The organism is Kingella kingae, assembly GCF_900475905.1.
GTDB lineage: Bacteria > Pseudomonadota > Gammaproteobacteria > Burkholderiales > Neisseriaceae > Kingella > Kingella kingae.
Genome location: NZ_LS483426.1, coordinates 480357 through 499226, shown reverse-complemented (window position 1 = coordinate 499226; position 18870 = coordinate 480357). Strand labels below are relative to the sequence as shown.

General features: G+C 47.4%; 15 protein-coding genes, 2 tRNA genes, 1 other RNA gene and 1 pseudogene. 4 read left to right on the top strand and 15 right to left on the bottom strand.

Annotated elements, in window-relative coordinates; genetic code table 11:
- Positions 1–3: 3 nt before the first annotated feature.
- The 13 genes from nuoI to DQN52_RS02635 form a co-directional block, all read right to left on the bottom strand.
- The gene (gene nuoI / locus DQN52_RS02695) at positions 4–483 is read right to left on the bottom strand and encodes an NADH-quinone oxidoreductase subunit NuoI (protein WP_003787977.1); all 480 of its coding nucleotides are present in this window, start codon (positions 481–483) and stop codon (positions 4–6) included.
- A gap of 97 nt (positions 484–580) precedes the next feature.
- Positions 581–991 (bottom strand): ACT domain-containing protein, encoded by a 411-nt coding sequence (locus DQN52_RS02690; RefSeq protein ID WP_003787979.1) that lies wholly within the window; start codon positions 989–991, stop codon positions 581–583.
- Between the two features lie 149 nt (positions 992–1140).
- Positions 1141–2217 (bottom strand): NADH-quinone oxidoreductase subunit NuoH, encoded by a 1077-nt coding sequence (nuoH, locus tag DQN52_RS02685; RefSeq protein ID WP_003787982.1) that lies wholly within the window; start codon positions 2215–2217, stop codon positions 1141–1143.
- Between the two features lie 2 nt (positions 2218–2219).
- Entirely contained in the window at positions 2220–4469 is a 2250-nt protein-coding gene (gene nuoG / locus DQN52_RS02680) for an NADH-quinone oxidoreductase subunit NuoG (protein ID WP_003787984.1), read from the bottom strand.
- A 186-nt stretch (positions 4470–4655) separates the two neighbouring features.
- Positions 4656–5957 carry an NADH-quinone oxidoreductase subunit NuoF gene (gene nuoF, locus DQN52_RS02675; RefSeq protein WP_003787987.1) on the bottom strand — a complete coding sequence of 434 codons (1302 nt, stop codon included), beginning with the start codon at positions 5955–5957 and terminating at the stop codon, positions 4656–4658.
- Between the two features lie 144 nt (positions 5958–6101).
- Complete coding sequence (gene nuoE, locus DQN52_RS02670; protein WP_003787988.1) at positions 6102–6575, bottom strand: NADH-quinone oxidoreductase subunit NuoE; 474 nt, start codon at positions 6573–6575, stop codon at positions 6102–6104.
- Positions 6575–7831, bottom strand: a complete 1257-nt coding sequence (gene nuoD / locus DQN52_RS02665) for an NADH dehydrogenase (quinone) subunit D (RefSeq protein ID WP_003787991.1) — start codon at positions 7829–7831, stop codon at positions 6575–6577. The genes nuoE and nuoD overlap by 1 nt, the downstream gene beginning before the upstream one ends.
- On the bottom strand, positions 7824–8411 hold the full coding sequence (locus DQN52_RS02660; RefSeq protein ID WP_003787992.1) for an NADH-quinone oxidoreductase subunit C: 588 nt from the start codon (positions 8409–8411) through the stop codon (positions 7824–7826). Before DQN52_RS02660 ends, nuoD begins: the two co-directional genes overlap by 8 nt.
- 12 nt (positions 8412–8423) lie before the next feature.
- Positions 8424–8903 (bottom strand): NuoB/complex I 20 kDa subunit family protein, encoded by a 480-nt coding sequence (locus DQN52_RS02655; protein ID WP_003787993.1) that lies wholly within the window; start codon positions 8901–8903, stop codon positions 8424–8426.
- Positions 8894–9262, bottom strand: coding sequence for an NADH-quinone oxidoreductase subunit A (locus DQN52_RS02650; protein WP_003787996.1), 369 nt, complete (start codon positions 9260–9262; stop codon positions 8894–8896). Before DQN52_RS02650 ends, DQN52_RS02655 begins: the two co-directional genes overlap by 10 nt.
- Before the next feature lie 259 nt (positions 9263–9521).
- An RNA gene (gene rnpB / locus DQN52_RS02645) (RNase P RNA component class A) lies at positions 9522–9884 on the bottom strand.
- 9 nt (positions 9885–9893) lie between these two features.
- Positions 9894–11636 (bottom strand): potassium/proton antiporter, encoded by a 1743-nt coding sequence (locus DQN52_RS02640; RefSeq protein ID WP_003788001.1) that lies wholly within the window; start codon positions 11634–11636, stop codon positions 9894–9896.
- A gap of 85 nt (positions 11637–11721) precedes the next feature.
- Complete coding sequence (locus DQN52_RS02635) at positions 11722–13764, bottom strand: M3 family metallopeptidase (protein ID WP_003788002.1); 2043 nt, start codon at positions 13762–13764, stop codon at positions 11722–11724.
- Positions 13765–13997: 233 nt separating this feature from the next.
- Between DQN52_RS02635 and DQN52_RS02630 the strand changes: the two are divergent.
- The 4 genes and pseudogenes from DQN52_RS02630 (at position 13998) to DQN52_RS02615 (ending at position 15526) form a co-directional block, all read left to right on the top strand.
- Positions 13998–14669, top strand: a pseudogene (locus DQN52_RS02630) (IS1595 family transposase).
- 144 nt (positions 14670–14813) lie between these two features.
- The gene (locus tag DQN52_RS02625) at positions 14814–15233 is read left to right on the top strand and encodes a shikimate dehydrogenase (protein WP_003788009.1); all 420 of its coding nucleotides are present in this window, start codon (positions 14814–14816) and stop codon (positions 15231–15233) included.
- Between the two features lie 105 nt (positions 15234–15338).
- A tRNA-Val gene (locus DQN52_RS02620) sits at positions 15339–15414 on the top strand.
- Between the two features lie 35 nt (positions 15415–15449).
- Positions 15450–15526, top strand: a tRNA-Asp gene (locus tag DQN52_RS02615).
- Positions 15527–15814: 288 nt separating this feature from the next.
- On the opposite strand, the gene DQN52_RS02610 is transcribed toward DQN52_RS02615, so the two are convergent.
- Positions 15815–16783 (bottom strand): bile acid:sodium symporter family protein, encoded by a 969-nt coding sequence (locus DQN52_RS02610; protein WP_003788011.1) that lies wholly within the window; start codon positions 16781–16783, stop codon positions 15815–15817.
- Between the two features lie 124 nt (positions 16784–16907).
- Entirely contained in the window at positions 16908–18797 is a 1890-nt protein-coding gene (locus tag DQN52_RS02605) for a ribonuclease catalytic domain-containing protein (protein WP_003788013.1), read from the bottom strand.
- Positions 18798–18870: the final 73 nt, after the last annotated feature.

Genomic DNA, 18870 nt, shown 5'->3' with positions numbered 1-18870 from the left:
TAATTAACGATATGGCGCGTCAGCCGCTTTGCGTTTCGCGATTTCGGCTTCGTATTTGTCGCCGATTGCCAACAGGATAGGTTTGGTCATGTGCAAATCGCCTTTTTTCTCGCCGTGATATTCAAAAATATGGGTTTCCACAATCGCGTCAGTTGGGCAGGCTTCTTCGCAAAATCCGCAGAAAATACATTTGGTTAAATCAATATCGTAGCGCGTGGTGCGGCGTGTGCCGTCTTCGCGTTGTTCACTTTCAATATTGATTGCCATGGCAGGGCAAACCGCTTCGCATAATTTGCAGGCAATGCAACGCTCCTCGCCATTGGGATAACGACGTTGGGCATGCAGACCGCGAAATCGCACCGATTGCGGGGTTTTTTCTTCGGGGAAATAAATCGTGTCTTTACGCGCGAAAAAGTTTTTGAGCGTAACGCCCATGCCTTTGACTAATTCGCCTAATAAAAAGGTTTTTACAAAATTTGCCATAATTCGTTCCCTACCCTTTTGATGTGGATAGTTTTTTATTTAGAAAACTGGGTTTCAGGCAGCCTGAAAGCGGCTGCGATTATCATATTTGAAATTTTCAGGCAGCCTGCACACCATTTTGTTGCAACGCCAATAAAGTTTGCATGGCTAAATCCGCTTGTTCATACGGCACAAAAATATGGTCATGCAAATTGCCAGCCACCACATTGCAGCTAATGCCAACTTGACCCAACGCTTTGGCAAATGCCGCCGTCAAGCCCACCACCGCCAAATCCGAATACGCATTCAGCGTAATCCATGCCGCACGGAAATCATTTTGCAAACCACGCGCCAATGCGATTTCTTCGCCAATCACAACCGATAAACCTTCACGCTCGCGGATTGTGGCGACTGTGTCGGTTAGCGGTAAATCGCAGTTTTCGGGCAGCGTAACAAAATAATACGCGCCGTCATTGAGTACAGGCTGCATGGAACGCAGCAATTCGGTTAAATCAGAAATCGGTTTCATATCAAATTATTTTCTTTCAGGCTGCCTGAAAAGTGCAGGCTGCTTTGTATAGGTTGAATGGCAACCCAACATAATTTTTTAGAAGCAGCCTGCAATGTTGAGTCAAGACCCAACCTACAACCCTATATATATTTTCAGGCTGCCTGAAATTATTTCCACAAACTCAATGGCGAAACCATCCAAGCCGCCAAAGCCGCAATGCAAATAAAACCAATTGGAATCAAAATTTTCCAACCCAAACGCATGATTTGGTCATAGCGATAGCGTGGGAATGTCGCACGAATCCACAAATAACCGTACAACACAAACGCCATTTTCGCAAACATCCAAAACGCACTCGGCGCACCAATCGCACCCCAACTTTGTGGGAATGGCGACAACCAACCGCCCAAAAACATAATGGCAGTCAGCGCACCAATCAAAATCATGAAAATGTATTCAGCCAAGAAAAACAAGGCAAACGCAAAACCCGAATATTCCACATGGAAACCTGCCACAATTTCCGATTCGCCTTCCGCCACGTCAAACGGTGCGCGGTTTGTTTCCGCCACAGCAGAAATCAGGTAAACCAAAAATGCTGGAAATAAGGTAAACCAGTTCCACGAGAAAATTGAACCGCCTGCAATCCCTGTCGCTTGTGCTGCAACGATTTCTTTAAAATTCAGGCTGCCTGAAACCATAATCACACACACCAAAGCGGCTGACATGGCAATTTCATAAGAAATCGTTTGCGCCGAAGAACGCATTGCACCCAACATCGCGTATTTTGAGTTACTCGCCCAACCTGCAATAATCACGCCGTACACCGACAACGATGTAATCATCAAAATGTACAGCAAACCTGCGTCCACATTGGTCAGCACCCATTCATCGTTAAACGGAATCACCGCCCAAGCCGCAAAAGACGGCGCAAGCGACAACATCGGTCCGATGTAAAACAGGTATTTATTTGATGTGTTCGGGCGCGTTACTTCTTTGAACAGCAATTTCAACACGTCCGCAAACGGCTGAATCAAGCCATACGGTCCAACCACATTCGGACCTGTACGCAACTGCATAAAACCAATTACTTTGCGTTCAAAATAAGTCAAATACGCAACCGTCAAAATCAATGGCAATAAAATCAACACAATCTTAACCAAAATCGCCACGATTAAGCCGATTGTTGCGCCCATTTCGTCCAAGCCGAGTGTTGTCGCAAACAGGGTTTGAAACCATTCTTGCATGATTAAGCCCTCACTAATTCAATGCTGTTCATCAATCCGCCCAATGCGGCATTGCTGCTGTGATGTGGCAAGTAAACCACGTTTTCAGGCAGCGTGTTATCGGCTTTAACCAACACATTCACACGCTCGCCATTTTGCGTGGCAATGGCAACATCGCCATCAACCAAACCAAATTGCGCCAAAGTAATCGTATTGGCTTGTGCGCTTGGTGTGGCAGCGTGGTTGGTTTGTTGCAACGACACGGCACGGCGCACAATCGGGTCAGTTTCGTAAATGCCTACGCCGCCCACGCGCACAATCTTGTGCAGGCTGCCTGAAACGGCATTGCCTGACCATGTGCTGTGATTGCCTAATTTTTCAGGCAGCGCGTTGATATTACCCAACGCTTCCGCCAAAACTTGCTCGCTGGTTTCAAATTCAAAACCTTGCAATTCAAACAAATTGCCCAACACGCGCAAAATTTTCCACAATGGACGGCTGTCGGCATAACCTTTCACAACGCCATGGAATGATTGCAAACGCCCTTCCATATTGATAAAGCTGCCCGATGTTTCGGTAAATGGCGCGATTGGCAACAACACGTCCGCCACGTCCAACAGCGTTTCGCTTTCGTACGCGCTAAACGCCAACACGCTGCCTGCTTTTTTCAGCGCGGCAACCGCTTGTGTGCCGCCCAATACATCAACATCAGGCTCAACATTCATCAACAAAACAGCTTTTTTCGGATTAACCAACATATCGCCCACATTGGCTTGATTGAATGCCAACACGTCTGCGCCCACGCTGTTTGCCGCCTGTGGCAACACGCCCAAAGTCGCACCTGTTTTTTCCGCTAATTTTTGCGCCGCCGCATAAATGCCAGCGTAATCATGATGATTTTGCACATCAGCACCCAGCACAATCGCTGCGGTTTTCGCATTGTGCAGGCTGCCTGAAACGCTTTCAGGCAGGTTATTCAAATAATTAACCCATTCATTTGGGTGCAAAATTTCTTGCGCCAACAAAGGCATATGCAAGGCTTCACGATTGGCAGACACCACACTCAACGCCATGCCATTTTTTGCGGCACGGCGCAAACGAGCCGTTAATAATGGCTGTTCTTTACGCAAATTCGCGCCCACCACCAACACCGCATCACACGCCGCCAGTTGCTCAATGCTTTGCCCCAACCATTGCGCCCCTTTCAAGCTGCCTGAAAGACGGCTGTCGTTTTCACGCAAACGCGCCGTAGTATTTTGAATACCCAAGCCATTTGCCAATTTTTTGGTTAAATACAACTCTTCAACCGTATTCATTGGGTTCGCCCAAATACCGATTTGTTCTTTGCCGTCTTCCTTGCCGATACATTCCAAAGTATGGCGGACGTATTCCAAAGCCGTTGTCCAATCCACATCTTTCCATTCGCCGCCGTGTTTGATTTTTGGCGTTTTCAAACGGCTTTCGTGATACAAACCTTCGTAGCTAAAACGGTCGCGGTCAGAAATCCAACACTCGTTAATCGCTTCATTTTCTAACGGCAACACGCGGCGAACCGTGTGTTCTTTGGTTTGCACAATGATATTTGAACCCAAAGAATCGTGTGCCGACACCGATTTACGGCGCGACAATTCCCAAGAACGCGCATCGTAACGGAATGGCTTGCTCGTCAATGCACCCACAGGACACAAATCAATCACATTGCCCGACAATTCCGTTTCCACCGCTTTACCAATAAACGGCATGATTTGCGAAAATTCACCACGATTAGCCATGCCGATTTCCTGCTCGCCTGCGATTTCTTCGGTAAAACGAACGCAGCGCGTACAGTGAATACAACGGCTCATCTCTTCCGCCGATACAAGCGGACCCATGTCCTTGCCGACTACCGAGCGTTTTTCTTCTTCGTAGCGGCTGGCAGATTTGCCATAGCCCATTGCCAAATCTTGCAAATGGCATTCGCCAGCTTGGTCGCAAATGGGGCAATCTAATGGGTGGTTAATCAACAAAAATTCCATTACGCCTTCTTGCGCCTGTTTCGCTTTGGCAGAATGCGTGTGTACCACCATGCCATCGGTTACGGGTGTCGCACACGCAGGCAAAGGTTTAGGGGCTTTTTCTACTTCCACCAAGCACATACGGCAGTTGGCAGCAATGGATAATTTTTTGTGATAACAGAAATGGGGAATATACGTTCCCAATTCATGCGCCGCTTCCATTACGGTTGCGCCTTGTTGAACTTCAATCTGTTTGCCGTCTATTTGGATTTGTAACATGGTTCTTCCTAGTTACGTTCTTATTTAAAATTTAAATATTTTCTTATCATTCATAGGTCGGCTTTCAAAGCCGACAAGATTTTCAGGCAGCGTTATTTGCTGAAAATGTCGGCTCAGAGAGCCAACCTACAAAGCGTTTAATTTTGAATTTAATTCATTATTTTAATGTGCAGGCTGCCTGAAAAATCACCAATCGCCCCACTTATGCTCTTTCATTGGCTTACCGTGTTTAATGTAATGCTCAAATTCTTCGCGGAAATGCTTGGTAAAACTGCGAACAGGGAACACCGCCGCATCAGCCAACGCGCAAATCGTGCGCCCTGCCATATTGTTGCCCACGCTGTCCAGCAATTCCAAATCATCAGGGCGACCTTTACCAGTCGCAATACGATGAACCACGCGATACAGCCAGCCTGTCCCTTCGCGGCAAGGCGTACATTGACCGCAAGATTCTTCATGATAGAAATACGCCAAACGCTCCAACGCTTTAACCATGCAGACATCTTCGTCCATCACAATCACTGCGCCCGAACCCAGCATAGAACCTGCTTTCGCAATGCTGTCGTAATCCATATTGCACGACATCATAATATCGGCTGGCAACACAGGCGCAGACGAACCCCCTGGGATAACCGCTTTCAATTTCTTGCCACCGCGCACACCGCCAGCCATTGCCAGCAATTCCGAAAATGGCGTACCCAACGCAACTTCATAATTACCTGGGCGTTCAACGTGTCCCGAAATAGAAAATAATTTCGTACCGCCTGCGCTTTCAATGCCTTTATCAGCAAAGGTTTTGCCGCCATCGCGGATAATAAATGGCACAGACGCGAACGTCTCCGTATTGTTAATCGTTGTCGGCTTGCCGTATAAACCAAAAGAAGCAGGGAATGGCGGTTTAAAACGTGGCTGACCTTTTTTGCCCTCCAACGATTCCAATAAAGCCGTTTCTTCGCCGCAAATGTACGCGCCATAGCCGTGGTGCGCGAATAATTCAAATGAAAATTCGCTACCCATAATATTTTTACCTAAAAAGCCAGCATCACGCGCTTCTTGCAAGGCTTTTTCAAACAATTGAAAACCTTCAAAAATTTCGCCGTGAATATAGTTGTAACCAGCTTCCGCGCCCATAGCGTAGCCCGCGATAATCATGCCCTCAATCAGGGCATGCGGATTGAACATAATGATGTCGCGGTCTTTGAATGTCCCTGGTTCGCCCTCGTCCGTGTTGCAGACAACGTATTTTGCACCAGGGAATGAACGCGGCATAAAGCTCCATTTCAAACCAGTTGGGAAACCTGCGCCACCACGTCCGCGCAAACCTGACGCTTTGATTTCGTCAATGATGTCGGTTTGGGCGATTTTTTCGGTTAAGATTTTGCGTAGAGCTTGATAGCCGCCACGCGCTTGGTAGGCGGCGAGCGTCCAGCAGCCTTTTTCTTCGGTGTTTACGCCCTCAAAGATAACGCCTGATTGGTAAATTGCCATTTCGTTTGCCTAACTTATGTTTTGAGTTTCAGGCAGCCTGTACTGCCAATATTTATTTGTTTCGCTTTGTCTTAAATGCAGGCTGCTTTTCAATGTAATTATTCTTTTCAGGCTGCCTGAAAATATAAATTCAAAATTTAGGATTTATTCCAATTCCGCCAATTTCTTCTCAATCGCATCAGCGTCCATAAAACTGCACATTTTATGATTATTCAACAACATAACAGGAGCATCGCCACACGCGCCCATGCACTCGCCTTCTACCAGCGTAAATTTGCCGTCTGCGGTGGTTTCGCCGTAGCCAATACCCAATTTTTGTTTCAAGTATTCGCCAGCATCCACGCCACCGCGCAACGCACACGGCAAATTGGTACAAACGGTTAATTTGTATTTACCGACTGGTTTCAAGTCGTACATATTGTAGAAAGTCGCGACTTCGTGCGCGGCAATCGCTGGAATGCCAATGTATTGCGCCACAAATTCAATGGTTTCAGGCGCGAGATAGCCTTTTTCCACTTGGGCAATGCGTAACGCGCCCATTACCGCGCTGCGGCGTTGGTCGGCAGGATATTTTGCCAACTCTGTGTCAATTTGTTTCAATGAATCAGCAGATAACATTATCTATCTACCTCCCCGAATACGATGTCTTGTGTCCCGATAATCGCCACCACGTCAGCCAACATATGCCCACGCGCCATTTCGTCCATGCCTTGCAAATGTGCGAAGCCAGGGGCGCGAATTTTCAGGCGATACGGCTTGTTTGCACCATCGGAAATCATGTAAATACCAAATTCGCCTTTTGGGTGTTCCACAGCCGTGTAGGTTTCGCCCTCTGGAACGTGCATACCCTCGGTGAACAATTTGAAATGGTGAATCAAATCTTCCATGCCGATTTTCATATCGGTGCGTTTTGGTGGCGCAACTTTATGATTTTCTGTGATAACAGGTAGATTTGGATTGGCGCGTAACCAGTCTGCGCACTGTTTAATAATGCGAACCGATTGGCGCATTTCCGCCATACGGCACAAATAGCGGTCGTAACAATCGCCATTCACGCCCACAGGAATATCAAAATCAATTTGGTCATAGACTTCATACGGTTGCTTTTTGCGAACATCCCATTCAATGCCCGAACCGCGCAACATCACGCCAGTAAAACCTTTTTGCAATGCGCGTTCAGGCGACACCACACCAATGCCTACGGTACGTTGTTTCCAAATGCGGTTGTCCGTCAGCAGCGTTTCCAGCGTATCAATATTTCTCGGGAAACGCTCACAGAATGCGTCAATAAAATCCAACATCGTGCCTTCACGGCTCGCGTTCAATTCTTTCAATACTTTCGCATTGCGATATTTGCTGCTTTCGTATTTCGGCATGAAATCGGGCAAATCGCGGTACACACCCCCAGGACGGAAATATGCCGCGTGCATACGCGCACCCGAAACCGCTTCGTACAAATCCATCAATTCTTCACGGTCGCGGAATGCGTACAAAATCGCCGTCATCGCGCCAATATCCAGCGCGTGCGAACCCACGCCCATCAAGTGATTGAGAATGCGCGTTACTTCAGCAAACATGGTGCGAATGTATTTGGCACGAATCGGCACTTCAATGCCCACCAATTTTTCAATCGCCATGCAATACGCTTGCTCATTGACCATCATGGAAACGTAATCCAGCCTGTCCATATATGGCAAAGTTTGCAGATAAGTTTTGGTTTCCGCTAATTTTTCTGTACCACGATGCAATAAGCCAATATGCGGGTCGGCACGAACAATGGTTTCACCTTCCAACTCCAAAATCATACGCAATACGCCGTGCGCGGCTGGGTGCTGCGGCCCGAAGTTAATCGTGTAATTTCTTAATTTAGCCACCGTAGTTCTCCTCGCGCACCACTCGCGGTGTGATTTCACGCGGTTCAATCGTTACAGGTTGATAAATCACACGTTTTTCGTTTTCGTCATAACGCATTTCTACATAGCCTGAAATCGGGAAATCTTTGCGGAATGGGTGTCCCACAAAGCCATAGTCAGTCAAAATACGGCGCAAATCTGGATGCTCATTGAAAATAATTCCATACATATCAAACGCTTCACGCTCGTACCAATCCGCGCCGTTATACAGTTCTACCACAGACGGCACAATCGGCAAATCGTCATCTTGCGCCCACACGCGAACGCGCACACGCTGATTATTTTTCACAGAAACCAGTTGGCTCACGGCAGCAAAGCGTTTACCTTGCCACGCTTCATTTTTGTAAGTGCTGTAATCCACACCGCACAAATCCACTAGGCTTTCAAAGTGTAAGTCTTCGTGGTCGCGCAAGGTGGTCATGATGTCTAAATAGTGTTCAGGCTGGCATTCAATGGTAACTTCATCAAATGCCAACAGGATTTTGCTGGCTTTTTTGCCCAAAATTTCGGTGCAGGCTGCCTGTAAATCAATAACGTGCATTTTGCTTTCCTTTTAGTGGCGGGCAATCGTATAAGTGCGTTTAATTTTGCCTTGCAGTTGAATCAAGCCGTACAACAAAGCCTCCGCAGTTGGTGGACAACCTGGTACATACACATCAACAGGCACAACACGGTCAGCACCACGCACCACAGAATAGGAATAATGATAATAACCACCGCCATTGGCGCATGAACCCATTGACAACACCCAACGCGGTTCTGCCATTTGGTCGTAAACTCGGCGCAATGCAGGTGCCATTTTATTCGTCAAAGTCCCTGCCACAATCATCAAATCCGATTGACGTGGAGACGGACGGAAAATAATCCCGAAACGGTCAAGGTCATAACGCGCCATACCAGCGTGCATCATTTCCACCGCACAGCAAGCCAAACCAAAGGTTACAGGCCACAATGAGCCAGTACGCACATAATTCAACACGGTATCCGCGCTGGCGGTTACAAAACCTTTATTTAAAACGCCTTCTATTCCCATTCCAGCGCACCTTTTTTCCATTCGTAAATAAAGCCCACCGTCAAAACGACAATGAACACGAGCATAGACCAAAACGCAAACGCGCCTGTTTCAGCCATTAAATCTTTGTAAACCACCGCCCACGGAATCATGAACGCGACTTCTAAATCAAACAAAATAAATAAAATGGCAACCAAATAATAACGCACGTCAAATTTCATACGCGCATTTTCAAACGCTTCAAAGCCGCATTCAAACGGCGCGTCTTTTTCAGCGTAGTGGCGTTTTGGGCCAAATAGTGTGCCTAATCCAATAAATAATATGCCTGCGATTAAACCGACAATGGCGAAAATAAGTACAGGAAAATAGTTTTCTAACATTTTGCACCTGTGTAACCGTTAATTTATGTAACTTGCCATTTTAACGAATTTTTCAACTCTTTTAAAGCAATACGGCTGCTTTTTATGACAAAAATATCAATCTTTTCAATGCGGTAATGATAGGCATTCTTATTTGCGTGATTGATTTGTGATTATTGCAAAAGTAATTTAATAACAAAATCAAGGATTCGAATTATTTTGACAATAAAAAGCAGCCTGCACTTTGAACAAATTATGCAGGCTGCTTTTTATATAAATTGAGACAGGTAAAACGATAAGCCGGGTTCTGTCGTTGGACAGTCATTCATCTAGACGTACCGTTGCCAGCACGTTCAAGCAACCTACCCAAACACTCGGCGAGCAGCGTCAATGTGTTCTGTTTGGTCTTGCTACGAATGGGGTTTAGCCTGCCACAAGCTGTTGCCAGTTGCGCGGTGCGCTCTTACCGCACCTTTTCACCCTTACCTATGTTGCAATAATGCAATCATCGGCGGTTTTGCTTTCTGTTCCACTTTCCGTCGTGTTACCACGCCCAGCCGTTAGCTGGCATTCTGCTCTGTGTAGCCCGGACTTTCCTCCCCGTATGCCTTACGCGATACGCGGCGACTGTCTGTTTTACCTGAACGGCAGATTATACGGGGTTTTGCGCTTTTTTGGGCATTTTCAAACCTAACGCCTGAATATTCCCCTGCTCGTCTAACTGTTTCACTGTAATGCAAATGCCATCAAAATCAATTCTATCGCCTGCGACTGGCACATCGCCAAAACGCTCGCGGAACAAGCTGTCTAGTGTGTGCGATGCTTCTTCTGGTGCGACTTTAATGCCATAAGCAAACACCAAATCGCTCAACTGGGCTTCGGGTTTGACCACAAATTCGCCAAAAAAGTGTTGTTCGTGCAGGCTGCCTGCGTCATCGGCAAATTGTCGCGCAAAAGCGTTGCCTTGTTCTTCGTCCAACACATACCATGCGATGTCGCCTGCTTGCATTTGGGTCGCCATGTTTACGGTAATCGGCTCGCCATTTCGGATTAGGCTAAACAAGCGGCTGCCTGCAAAACGGCTATCGCGCGTCATGGCATAGGGGTGACTGCCTTGCGCTTCGGAATCTTGTCCCACCAAAAACGATTGCATGGTCATGGATAGGCGGTCGCTCAACCAAATTTCGCGCACGTTCAGCGGTTCGGGTTCGGGCGGCAACACCATGTCCAACTTTTTGGCAAAAAACGGAATGGTTGTGCCTTGAATCAACAAAGACAAAATCACAACGGCAAACACGACATCAAACAATAATCGCGCGTTTTCTACACCACTCATCAACGGCATAATCGCCAGCGTAACAGGTACTGCGCCACGCAAGCCAACCCAGCTAATGTAGGCGATTTCGCGTTTGCTGTATTTGAACCATTTGATTGATGTGTACACGGCAATCGGTCGCGCCACCAAAATCAAAAAGGCGGCAATCATCAGTGCAGGCTGCCATTGCTCCCACAAGCGAGATGGCGTAACCAATAAACCCAGCACCAAAAACATAGCAGCCTGCGCCAACCATGCCAAGCCGTCCATCACATTCAAAACGTGTTCGGTTGATGAATTACGTGCATTGCCCACCAACACGCCAGCCAAATACACCGCCAAAAAGCCGCTGCCGTCCACCAAATTGCTCAACGCGAACACCAGCACGCCGCCCGATGCAATCATCAGCGCGTATAAGCCTTCTGCCAAGCGGATTTTTGCCAATAACAGCGCGAAAATCTTGCCGCTAACCAAGCCAAACAACAAACCCAAGCCCAGTTGTTGCACCAACATCACCAACGCGCTGCCGAATGTGGTTTGTTCGGGCTGCATAATCAAACTAATCAACACGCTCACCAGCAAAATTGCCATTGGGTCGTTTACGCCGCTTTCCAGCTCCAACGTGGCTTGAATACGCGGATGCAGGCGTACACCGCTGTTTCGCAACAGGGAAAATACCGCCGCCGCATCGGTTGAGCCGACAATCGCCGCCATCAGCAAGCCCAATCGCCAATCCAAACCCAGCAACCAAGTGGCAAACACGCCCAATAAACCCACGCTTGCCAACACGCCCCAACTTGCCAACACCGCCGCAGGTTTGAGCGCGATACGGAATGTGGATAACTTGGTTCGCAAACCGCCGTCCAACAAAATGACCGCCAAAGCAAGCTGGCTGACAAAATTCGCGCCTGCAAAATTGTTGAACGAAATATTGCCAATGCCTTCCTCGCCAGCCAACATACCCACGCCCAAAAACGCCAACAATAAGGGCATACCCAGTCGCGCCGATAGCCTGCTTGCCAACACGCTGGCAAACAGCAAAAACGCCATAATCAAAAATAACCAGTTCATTTGGGTCATGCCAAAATTGCTCCTTATTGTGGTTACAGAAAGTGCAGGCTGCTTTGTTTAACTCAAAAGCAGCCTGCACTGTGTTTAATAGGGCTTATTGTACATCAAACCCCGAATGACGCAACAACGCATCAATTTTCGGTTCGCGCCCACGGAACGCTTTAAAACTTTCAGCCGCGCTGCGACTGCCACCGACCGCCAAAATCTCATTCCAAAATTTCGCGCCTGTGGCTTTCACATCATCGCTTTCTTCAAACGCCGCGTAAGCGTCCGCGCTCAACACTTCCGCCCACGCATAGCTATAATAACCAGCCGAATAACCACCTGCGAAAATATGCCCAAAACTATTCGCAAAACGATTGTATTCAGGCGGTTGAATCACAGCCACTTCCGCACGAACCGCTTGCAACACGTCCGCCCAATTTTGCAGGCTGCCTGAATTTTTCTCGCTGTAAATCAACATATCAAACAACGCAAATTCCATTTGGCGCACCAAAAATAAACCGCGTTGGAAATTTTTTGCCGCCAACATTTTGTTAAACAAACTTTCAGGCAGCGTGTCGCCATTGTCTTCGTGCGCCGACATTTCGCGCAATACGTCAAATTCCCACACGAAATTTTCCATAAATTGACTCGGCAATTCCACCGCGTCCCATTCCACGCCATTGATACCGCTCACGCCCAACTCGTCCACGCGCGTCAGTAAATGATGCAAACCATGTCCTGTTTCATGGAACAGCGTAATGATTTCATCATGCGTCAAACGCGATTCCTTGCTCCCAACTGGCGGCGTGAAATTGCACACCAAATACGCAATCGGCGTTTGAATTTGCCCAGCCTTATCGCCCGACAAGAAACGGCGGCGACCGCGATAATCATTCATCCACGCGCCACCGCGTTTGCCTTCACGCGCAAACAAATCCATGTACACGCCGCCAATAATCGCGCCGCCTTTTTCCAACTCAAAATAACGCACATCTTCATGCCACACAGGAACAGATTTTTCCGTCAAATTCACGCCATACAAACGCTTGATTTGCGTGAATAATCCAGCCAACACCTTGCTTACAGGGAAATATTTTTTCACTTCCGTTTCAGAAAAAGCGTACTTTTGTTCACGCAATTTCTCGCTCGCGTAACTCAAATCCCATGATTGAATGTCAGGCAGCCCCAAATTTGTCGCGGCAAATTCGCGCACTTCCGCCAAATCTTGTTGCGCGAACGGTTTAGCGCGTTTCGCCAAATCGCGTAAAAAATCCAACACTTGCGCTGGTGTTTCCGCCATTTTCGTAACCAGCGACAACGCCGCGTAATTTTCGTAGCCCAACAAATTCGCTTCTTGCAGCGCAATTTCCAAACAGCGCGTAATGTTCGGCGTGTTATCCCATTCCGCCTTGCCCAGCTCACTCGCACGAGTGCAATACGCACGGTAAAGCTGTTCACGCAATTCACGATTGTCCGCGTACTGCATCACGGCGATGTAGTGCGGCATTTGCAAACCGATTTTGTAACCTGATTTGTTTTCGGCTTGCGCGGCTGCCTGAAACATCGCCAACGCATCGTCAGGCAAACCTTGCAGGCTGCTTTCATCATCAAAATACAGCGCGAAATCATCGGTCGCGTCCAACACATTTTGCGAAAACTGCGCCGATAATTGCGCCGATTCCATTTGCAATTTGGCAAATTCCGCCTGTTTTTCGGGCGACAATTCCGCGCCACTCAACACGAAACCGCGCAAATCGTGCGCCAATTTCGTTTGTTGAGTGTTGTTCAATTTGGCAAATTCGGGCGCGTTTTTAATCGCTTTGAAACGCTCGTAAAGTTCAATATCTTGTCCGATTTCCGTGAAAAATACGGTAACTTCAGGCATCAATTCGTTGTAAACGGCGCGAAGTTCGGGCGTATCCACCACGCTATTCAAATGCGCCACCACGCCCCAAATTCTGCCAACACGTTCTGTGATGTCGGTTAATGTTTCTACGGTGTTGAGCCAAGTCGTTTCAGGCTGTGTTTTGATTTGGGCGATTTGTTCGCGGGCTTCGGACATTGCCGTTTGCATAGCTGGTTTGATGTCATCTACGCGGATCTCGTTGTAACGCGGTTCGTTGTCTAAATTTAAAAGGATATTTGCTGACATTTTGTTTTTCCGTTGTTGAAAATAGGTTGCGTTTAAATGGGGCGGATTGTGCAGAAAACAAGGTGCAGGCTGCTTTTTGCGCGAATTTGCCCTACATTAAAGCCATCTTCAACGACCACTTTGGAGTCTATCATGGAGCTAACTTTAAAGGATTCAACGCGCGTGTATAGTGAATTAAATTTGGGGCTGTCCTAGATAACTAGGGAAATTCAAATTAAGTTAGAATTATCCCTATGCGAAAAAGTCGTCTAAGTCAGTACAAACAAAACAAACTCATTGAGCTATTTGTCGCAGGTGTAACCGCAAGAACAGCAGCAGAGTTAGTAGGTGTTAATAAAAATACCGCAGCCTATTATTTTCATCGTTTACGATTACTTATTTATCAAAACAGTCCACATTTAGAAATGTTTGATGGCGAAGTAGAAGCAGATGAAAGTTATTTTGGTGGACAACGAAAAGGTAAACGCGGTCGAGGTGCTGCTGGAAAAGTCGCTGTATTTGGGCTCTTGAAGCGAAATGGTAAGGTTTATGCGGTTACTGTACCGAATACTCAAACCGCTACTTTATTGCCTATTATCCGTGAACAAGTGAAACCTGACAGCATTGTTTATACGGATTGTTATCGTAGCTATGATGTATTAGATGTGAGCGACAAAGCCATTTTAGCTTCGCTGAAACTTCGTTTTCGTATCAATCACAGCACACATTTTGCTGAACGACAAAACCATATCAACGGAATTGAGCACTTTTGGAATCAAGCAAAAACGTCATTTACGCAAGTTTAACGGCATTCCCAAAAAGCATTTTGAGCTGTATTTAAAGGAGTGCGAATGGCGTTTTAACAACAGTGAGATAAAAGTTCTTGTTCTATTTTAAAACAATTAGTAAAATCGAGTTTGTCCTAGTTATCTAGGACAGCCCCTTAAATTTAGATTAGTACAGCGTTTGCCAACTTCCTTATGTACTAGCTGTACACGGCGGTCGTTGTCGCCTTGTCCTAATCTAAATTTAATCCACTATATTATGTAGTCGGCACCCCCATCGCCCAAGTGAAATCGCCCAGCATGGTAAGCGAAGTGTTGCAGCAACGCAGCTTCAATACCGTATGCATTCCTGCACACGTTGCCCCAGCCCAGCTAGCAGCCCTTTTCGCAGGCATAAAAACGCAGCAAAACGTGGACGGCATTATGGTAACCGTGCCACACAAAATCTCGTTCACCGATTTGTGTGATAGCGTATCCGAACACGCCCAATTTTTGCATACCGTAAACGTAGTTCGCCGCAATACCAATGGCACTTGGCAAGGCGATATGTTTGTGGGCGATATCGTGGCGCACCTACCATTGACCGCGTGGATAGAAACCGCGCGCCAACGCGGTTGTCGCACGTCCACAGGTTTGGATATGTTTGCCAGCGTGCGCGATTTGATGACCGATTTTCTATTGAAAAACCATCAATCGCAAAAATAAATTTGATTAAATATGAAAAACTTATTATTTAGCGAGCCAATATCGCTTGCCAAATAATCAAAACTTTGGTTTAATAACGTCGTTTCGCTGCACGGCGAAACGAATGGGTGATTAGCTCAGTTGGTAGAGCGTCTGCCTTACAAGCAGAATGTCGGCGGTTCGACTCCGTCATCACCCACCATTTTTTTGGGCGTTTGATTTATCAAATGTTCATGCGCGGTGGTAGCTCAGTTGGTTAGAGTACTGGCCTGTCACGCCAGTGGTCGCGGGTTCGAGCCCCGTCCACCGCGCCAAATTCCAAACCGTATCTGTCATGGATACGGTTTATTTTTTTGTTGACGTCATATCAATCCAACAAACAAAAAGCAGCCCGCACCTTTTGTCCAAATCTTTGATTTGGGTATATAGTGGATTAAATTTAAATTAGGACAAGGTCGACAACGACCGCCGTGTACATCTAGTACATAAGGGAGTTGGCAACGCTGTACTAATCTAAATTTAATTCACTATAAAAGGTGTATGCCGTAGGCAGGCACAACCTTTTAAACACAAAGTGCAAGCTACTTTTTATTATGATTCTTTTATTCAGGCGATTGTTGCTGTGCTTGCTTATCCGCTTTTTCTGCTTGCGCTGCCCAGTAGCTCGCCAAGATTGAGCCTGAAATATTGTGCCAAACGCTAAACAAGGCACTTGGCACAGCAACCACAGGCGCGGCGGCAAAATGTGCCGCCGCCAGCGTCGCGCCTAAACCTGAATTTTGCATACCGACTTCAATCGCCAGCGTTTTTTGCGCGTCAAACGGCAATTTGCACCAACGAGCGGCAAAAAATCCCAGCAAATAACCCAAGCTATTGTGCAAAATCACTACGCCAAAAATCAACAAACCACTTTCTAGGATTTTGGCCTTGCTCGCGCCAATAATCGCGGCAATAATCAAAATAATGGCAACCACCGACACCAAGGGCAACAATTCGGCGGCGGCTTCGGTTTGTTTTTTGAAGAATTTGTGCGCCAACACGCCCAACACTATCGGTAACAACACGATTTGCAAAATAGACAACAGCATTTTGCTGGGGTCAAATTGCAGCCATTGGTGCGCCAAAACGTAAAAAATCGCAGGGGTAAAAATGGGTGCAAGCAGCGTGGTGATGGACGTTACGCCCACTGACAACGGTACATTGCCACGCGCCAAAAAGGTAATCACGTTGGACGCTGTGCCTCCTGGGCAGCAACCAACCAAAATTACGCCCACGGCAATTTCGGGCGGCAGGCTAAATCCTTTTGCCAACAAAAAAGCGGTTATCGGCATAATCAAAAATTGCGCCAGCACACCTACCAACACGGCTTTTGGGTGGGTGGCAACAATTTTAAAATCGCTGGGTGTGAGCGTTAAGCCCATGCCAAACATAATCACGCCCAACAAATACGGCACGTTGGGCAGCACCCATTTGAATGATTCGGGCGATAGCAATCCCAGCGCGGCAAATAAAGTCGCCCAAATCGTAAAGGTTTTGCCAACAAAATCGCTGATTTTATTTAATATGCTCATGAAATTTTCCTAAACAAAGGGTGGCAAGCATACAAGAATTAACACAGTATAGCAAAGTGAAATTGCAGGCTGCTTTTGTGCGGAATATTCCATACAAAAGCAGCCTGCAATTTATTTATCCCAATCACTCTTCATCTACCACAACCGTTGTCGCGGTTGGCACAACCGACAAATATTTCAGCGCGATAAATTGCTGTTCGGGGTCGATTTCGGTAATCGCCAGCTTGACGGTGGCTTTGGGCGCAATCTCGATTGGAATGCCAGTGGCGCGTGCCGTTAGTGGCAAGCCTTCCAAGCGCACCAAGTCTTCTTTTAGCACCACAGCATTGATTTCGTGCACGTTTTCTTGCACCAGCCACACGGTTGCCCAGTAGTTTTCCATCGTGTCTTGAAACGCGCGATAGGCGTTAAACGCGGCTTCAAACGCGCCCAATGCCACAAATAAATCGCTGTCGTTTTTGGTAAAACGTGGCTCGCTGTCTGGGTCGAGCAGGCTTTGCAGTTGCTTTTGGTTGATGTAGTCGCTGGCACGGCGCAGCGGCGAAGTAAACCAGCCATAATGCGCCACATTCATGCCGATGTGCGGCTCGGAATGCGTGGACATTCGCACGCGACCGCTCGGCTGCACGCGGAATAAACCTGCCAATTCGTTATCGTGCAGCATTTTTGCCCACGATGTGTTCGCCAAAATCATCATTTCGCTGACCAGCGTGTCAATCGGCGAACCGCGTTCACGGCGCGTAATCAGCACTTTGCCGTTGGCATCAAAATCAATGCCGTAATCGTATTTTTTGGGCAAAGTGGGGTCGTCCAAACGGTCGCGCTGGCGTTGCAATTCGCGCGCTAAATCCAGCAAATACAAGCAATCGGCATGGTGGGCAAACTGTGGATTATCCGCGCTGCCTACGCCTGTTTCGCTATTAAAAAATGGTTCGATGTTTTGAATACGCAAATTGGTGGCGATTGGCACAAGCTCAATTTGGCTGGTTGGCTCGGATAACTGCCAATTTTCATCTACATCAAAATAAATGCTGAACGCTGGCACGACTTTGCCCTCGTCCAAGCTGAACGCGCCAATCCAGTTTTCGGGCAGCATGGTGATTTTGTTGGCAGGAAAATACACCGTGCTTAACCGCTGCATGACGATTTTTTCTACATCGCTATTCGGCTCGATGCCCAGCGCGGGGGCAGCGATGTGGATGCCGATGCGCTTGCTGCCGTTGCCCAAATCTTGCACCGACAGCGCGTCATCGACTTCGGTTGTGGATAAGTCGTCAATGGAAAAGGCTTGTACGTTGGCAAGCGGCAAATGTGCAGGCTGCTCTGGTGCGGATAATTCGGGAAAATCCATGCCTTTGGGGAAATATTTGTAGGCAAAGCGTTGCAACAAATATTGTGGTTTGGACGTGATGCCGCCTGTGTGCAACGCCAGTTCGTAGAGCGACAATTTCAGCGCGTCGCTGGCTTTGTGGAATGCTTTGTATGCCAACGATTGCTTGTCGGGGTCGTACAAAATTTGCGGCAATTCGGTGGCAATGGCATCGGGCAAGCGACCTGCAACCATTTCGTCTGCCCATGCTTGGATTTGCGCTTCTTGTTGCGCTTTGTGTTCAATCGTGGCTAGGGCTTGTTTGAGTACGTTTTCGGGTGCGGCTTTGAACACGCCTTTGTTTTTTTTGTGAAAATACATTGGCGCAGCATACAACGCCATCAAAGTCGCGGCTAATTGGGTTTTGCTGGCTTGGTTGCCAAAATATTCTTTGGCGGCGGCTTTGAAGTCGAATTCGTCTTGCCCTACGCAGTCCCACAGCAATTCGGTGTCGATTTCGTTGGCTTCGGCTTGGGCGGTTTGCATGAAGCTGTCCATGCTGCCGTCAAATTCAATAAACGTGTTGGCGGCTTTGACTTTGACGCGCTTGCCGTGTTGCGTGTCGGCTTGATAGGTGCTATCGTTTTTTTGCACGATGCTGGCGACTTTGAATTGTCCGCCGTCTTCATAAAAAATATGGCTCATGGTGTGTTCTCATAATGGAATGGCGCGATTATAGCGGAAAAAGCAGCCTGCACATTTTTATCCAAAGTGCAGG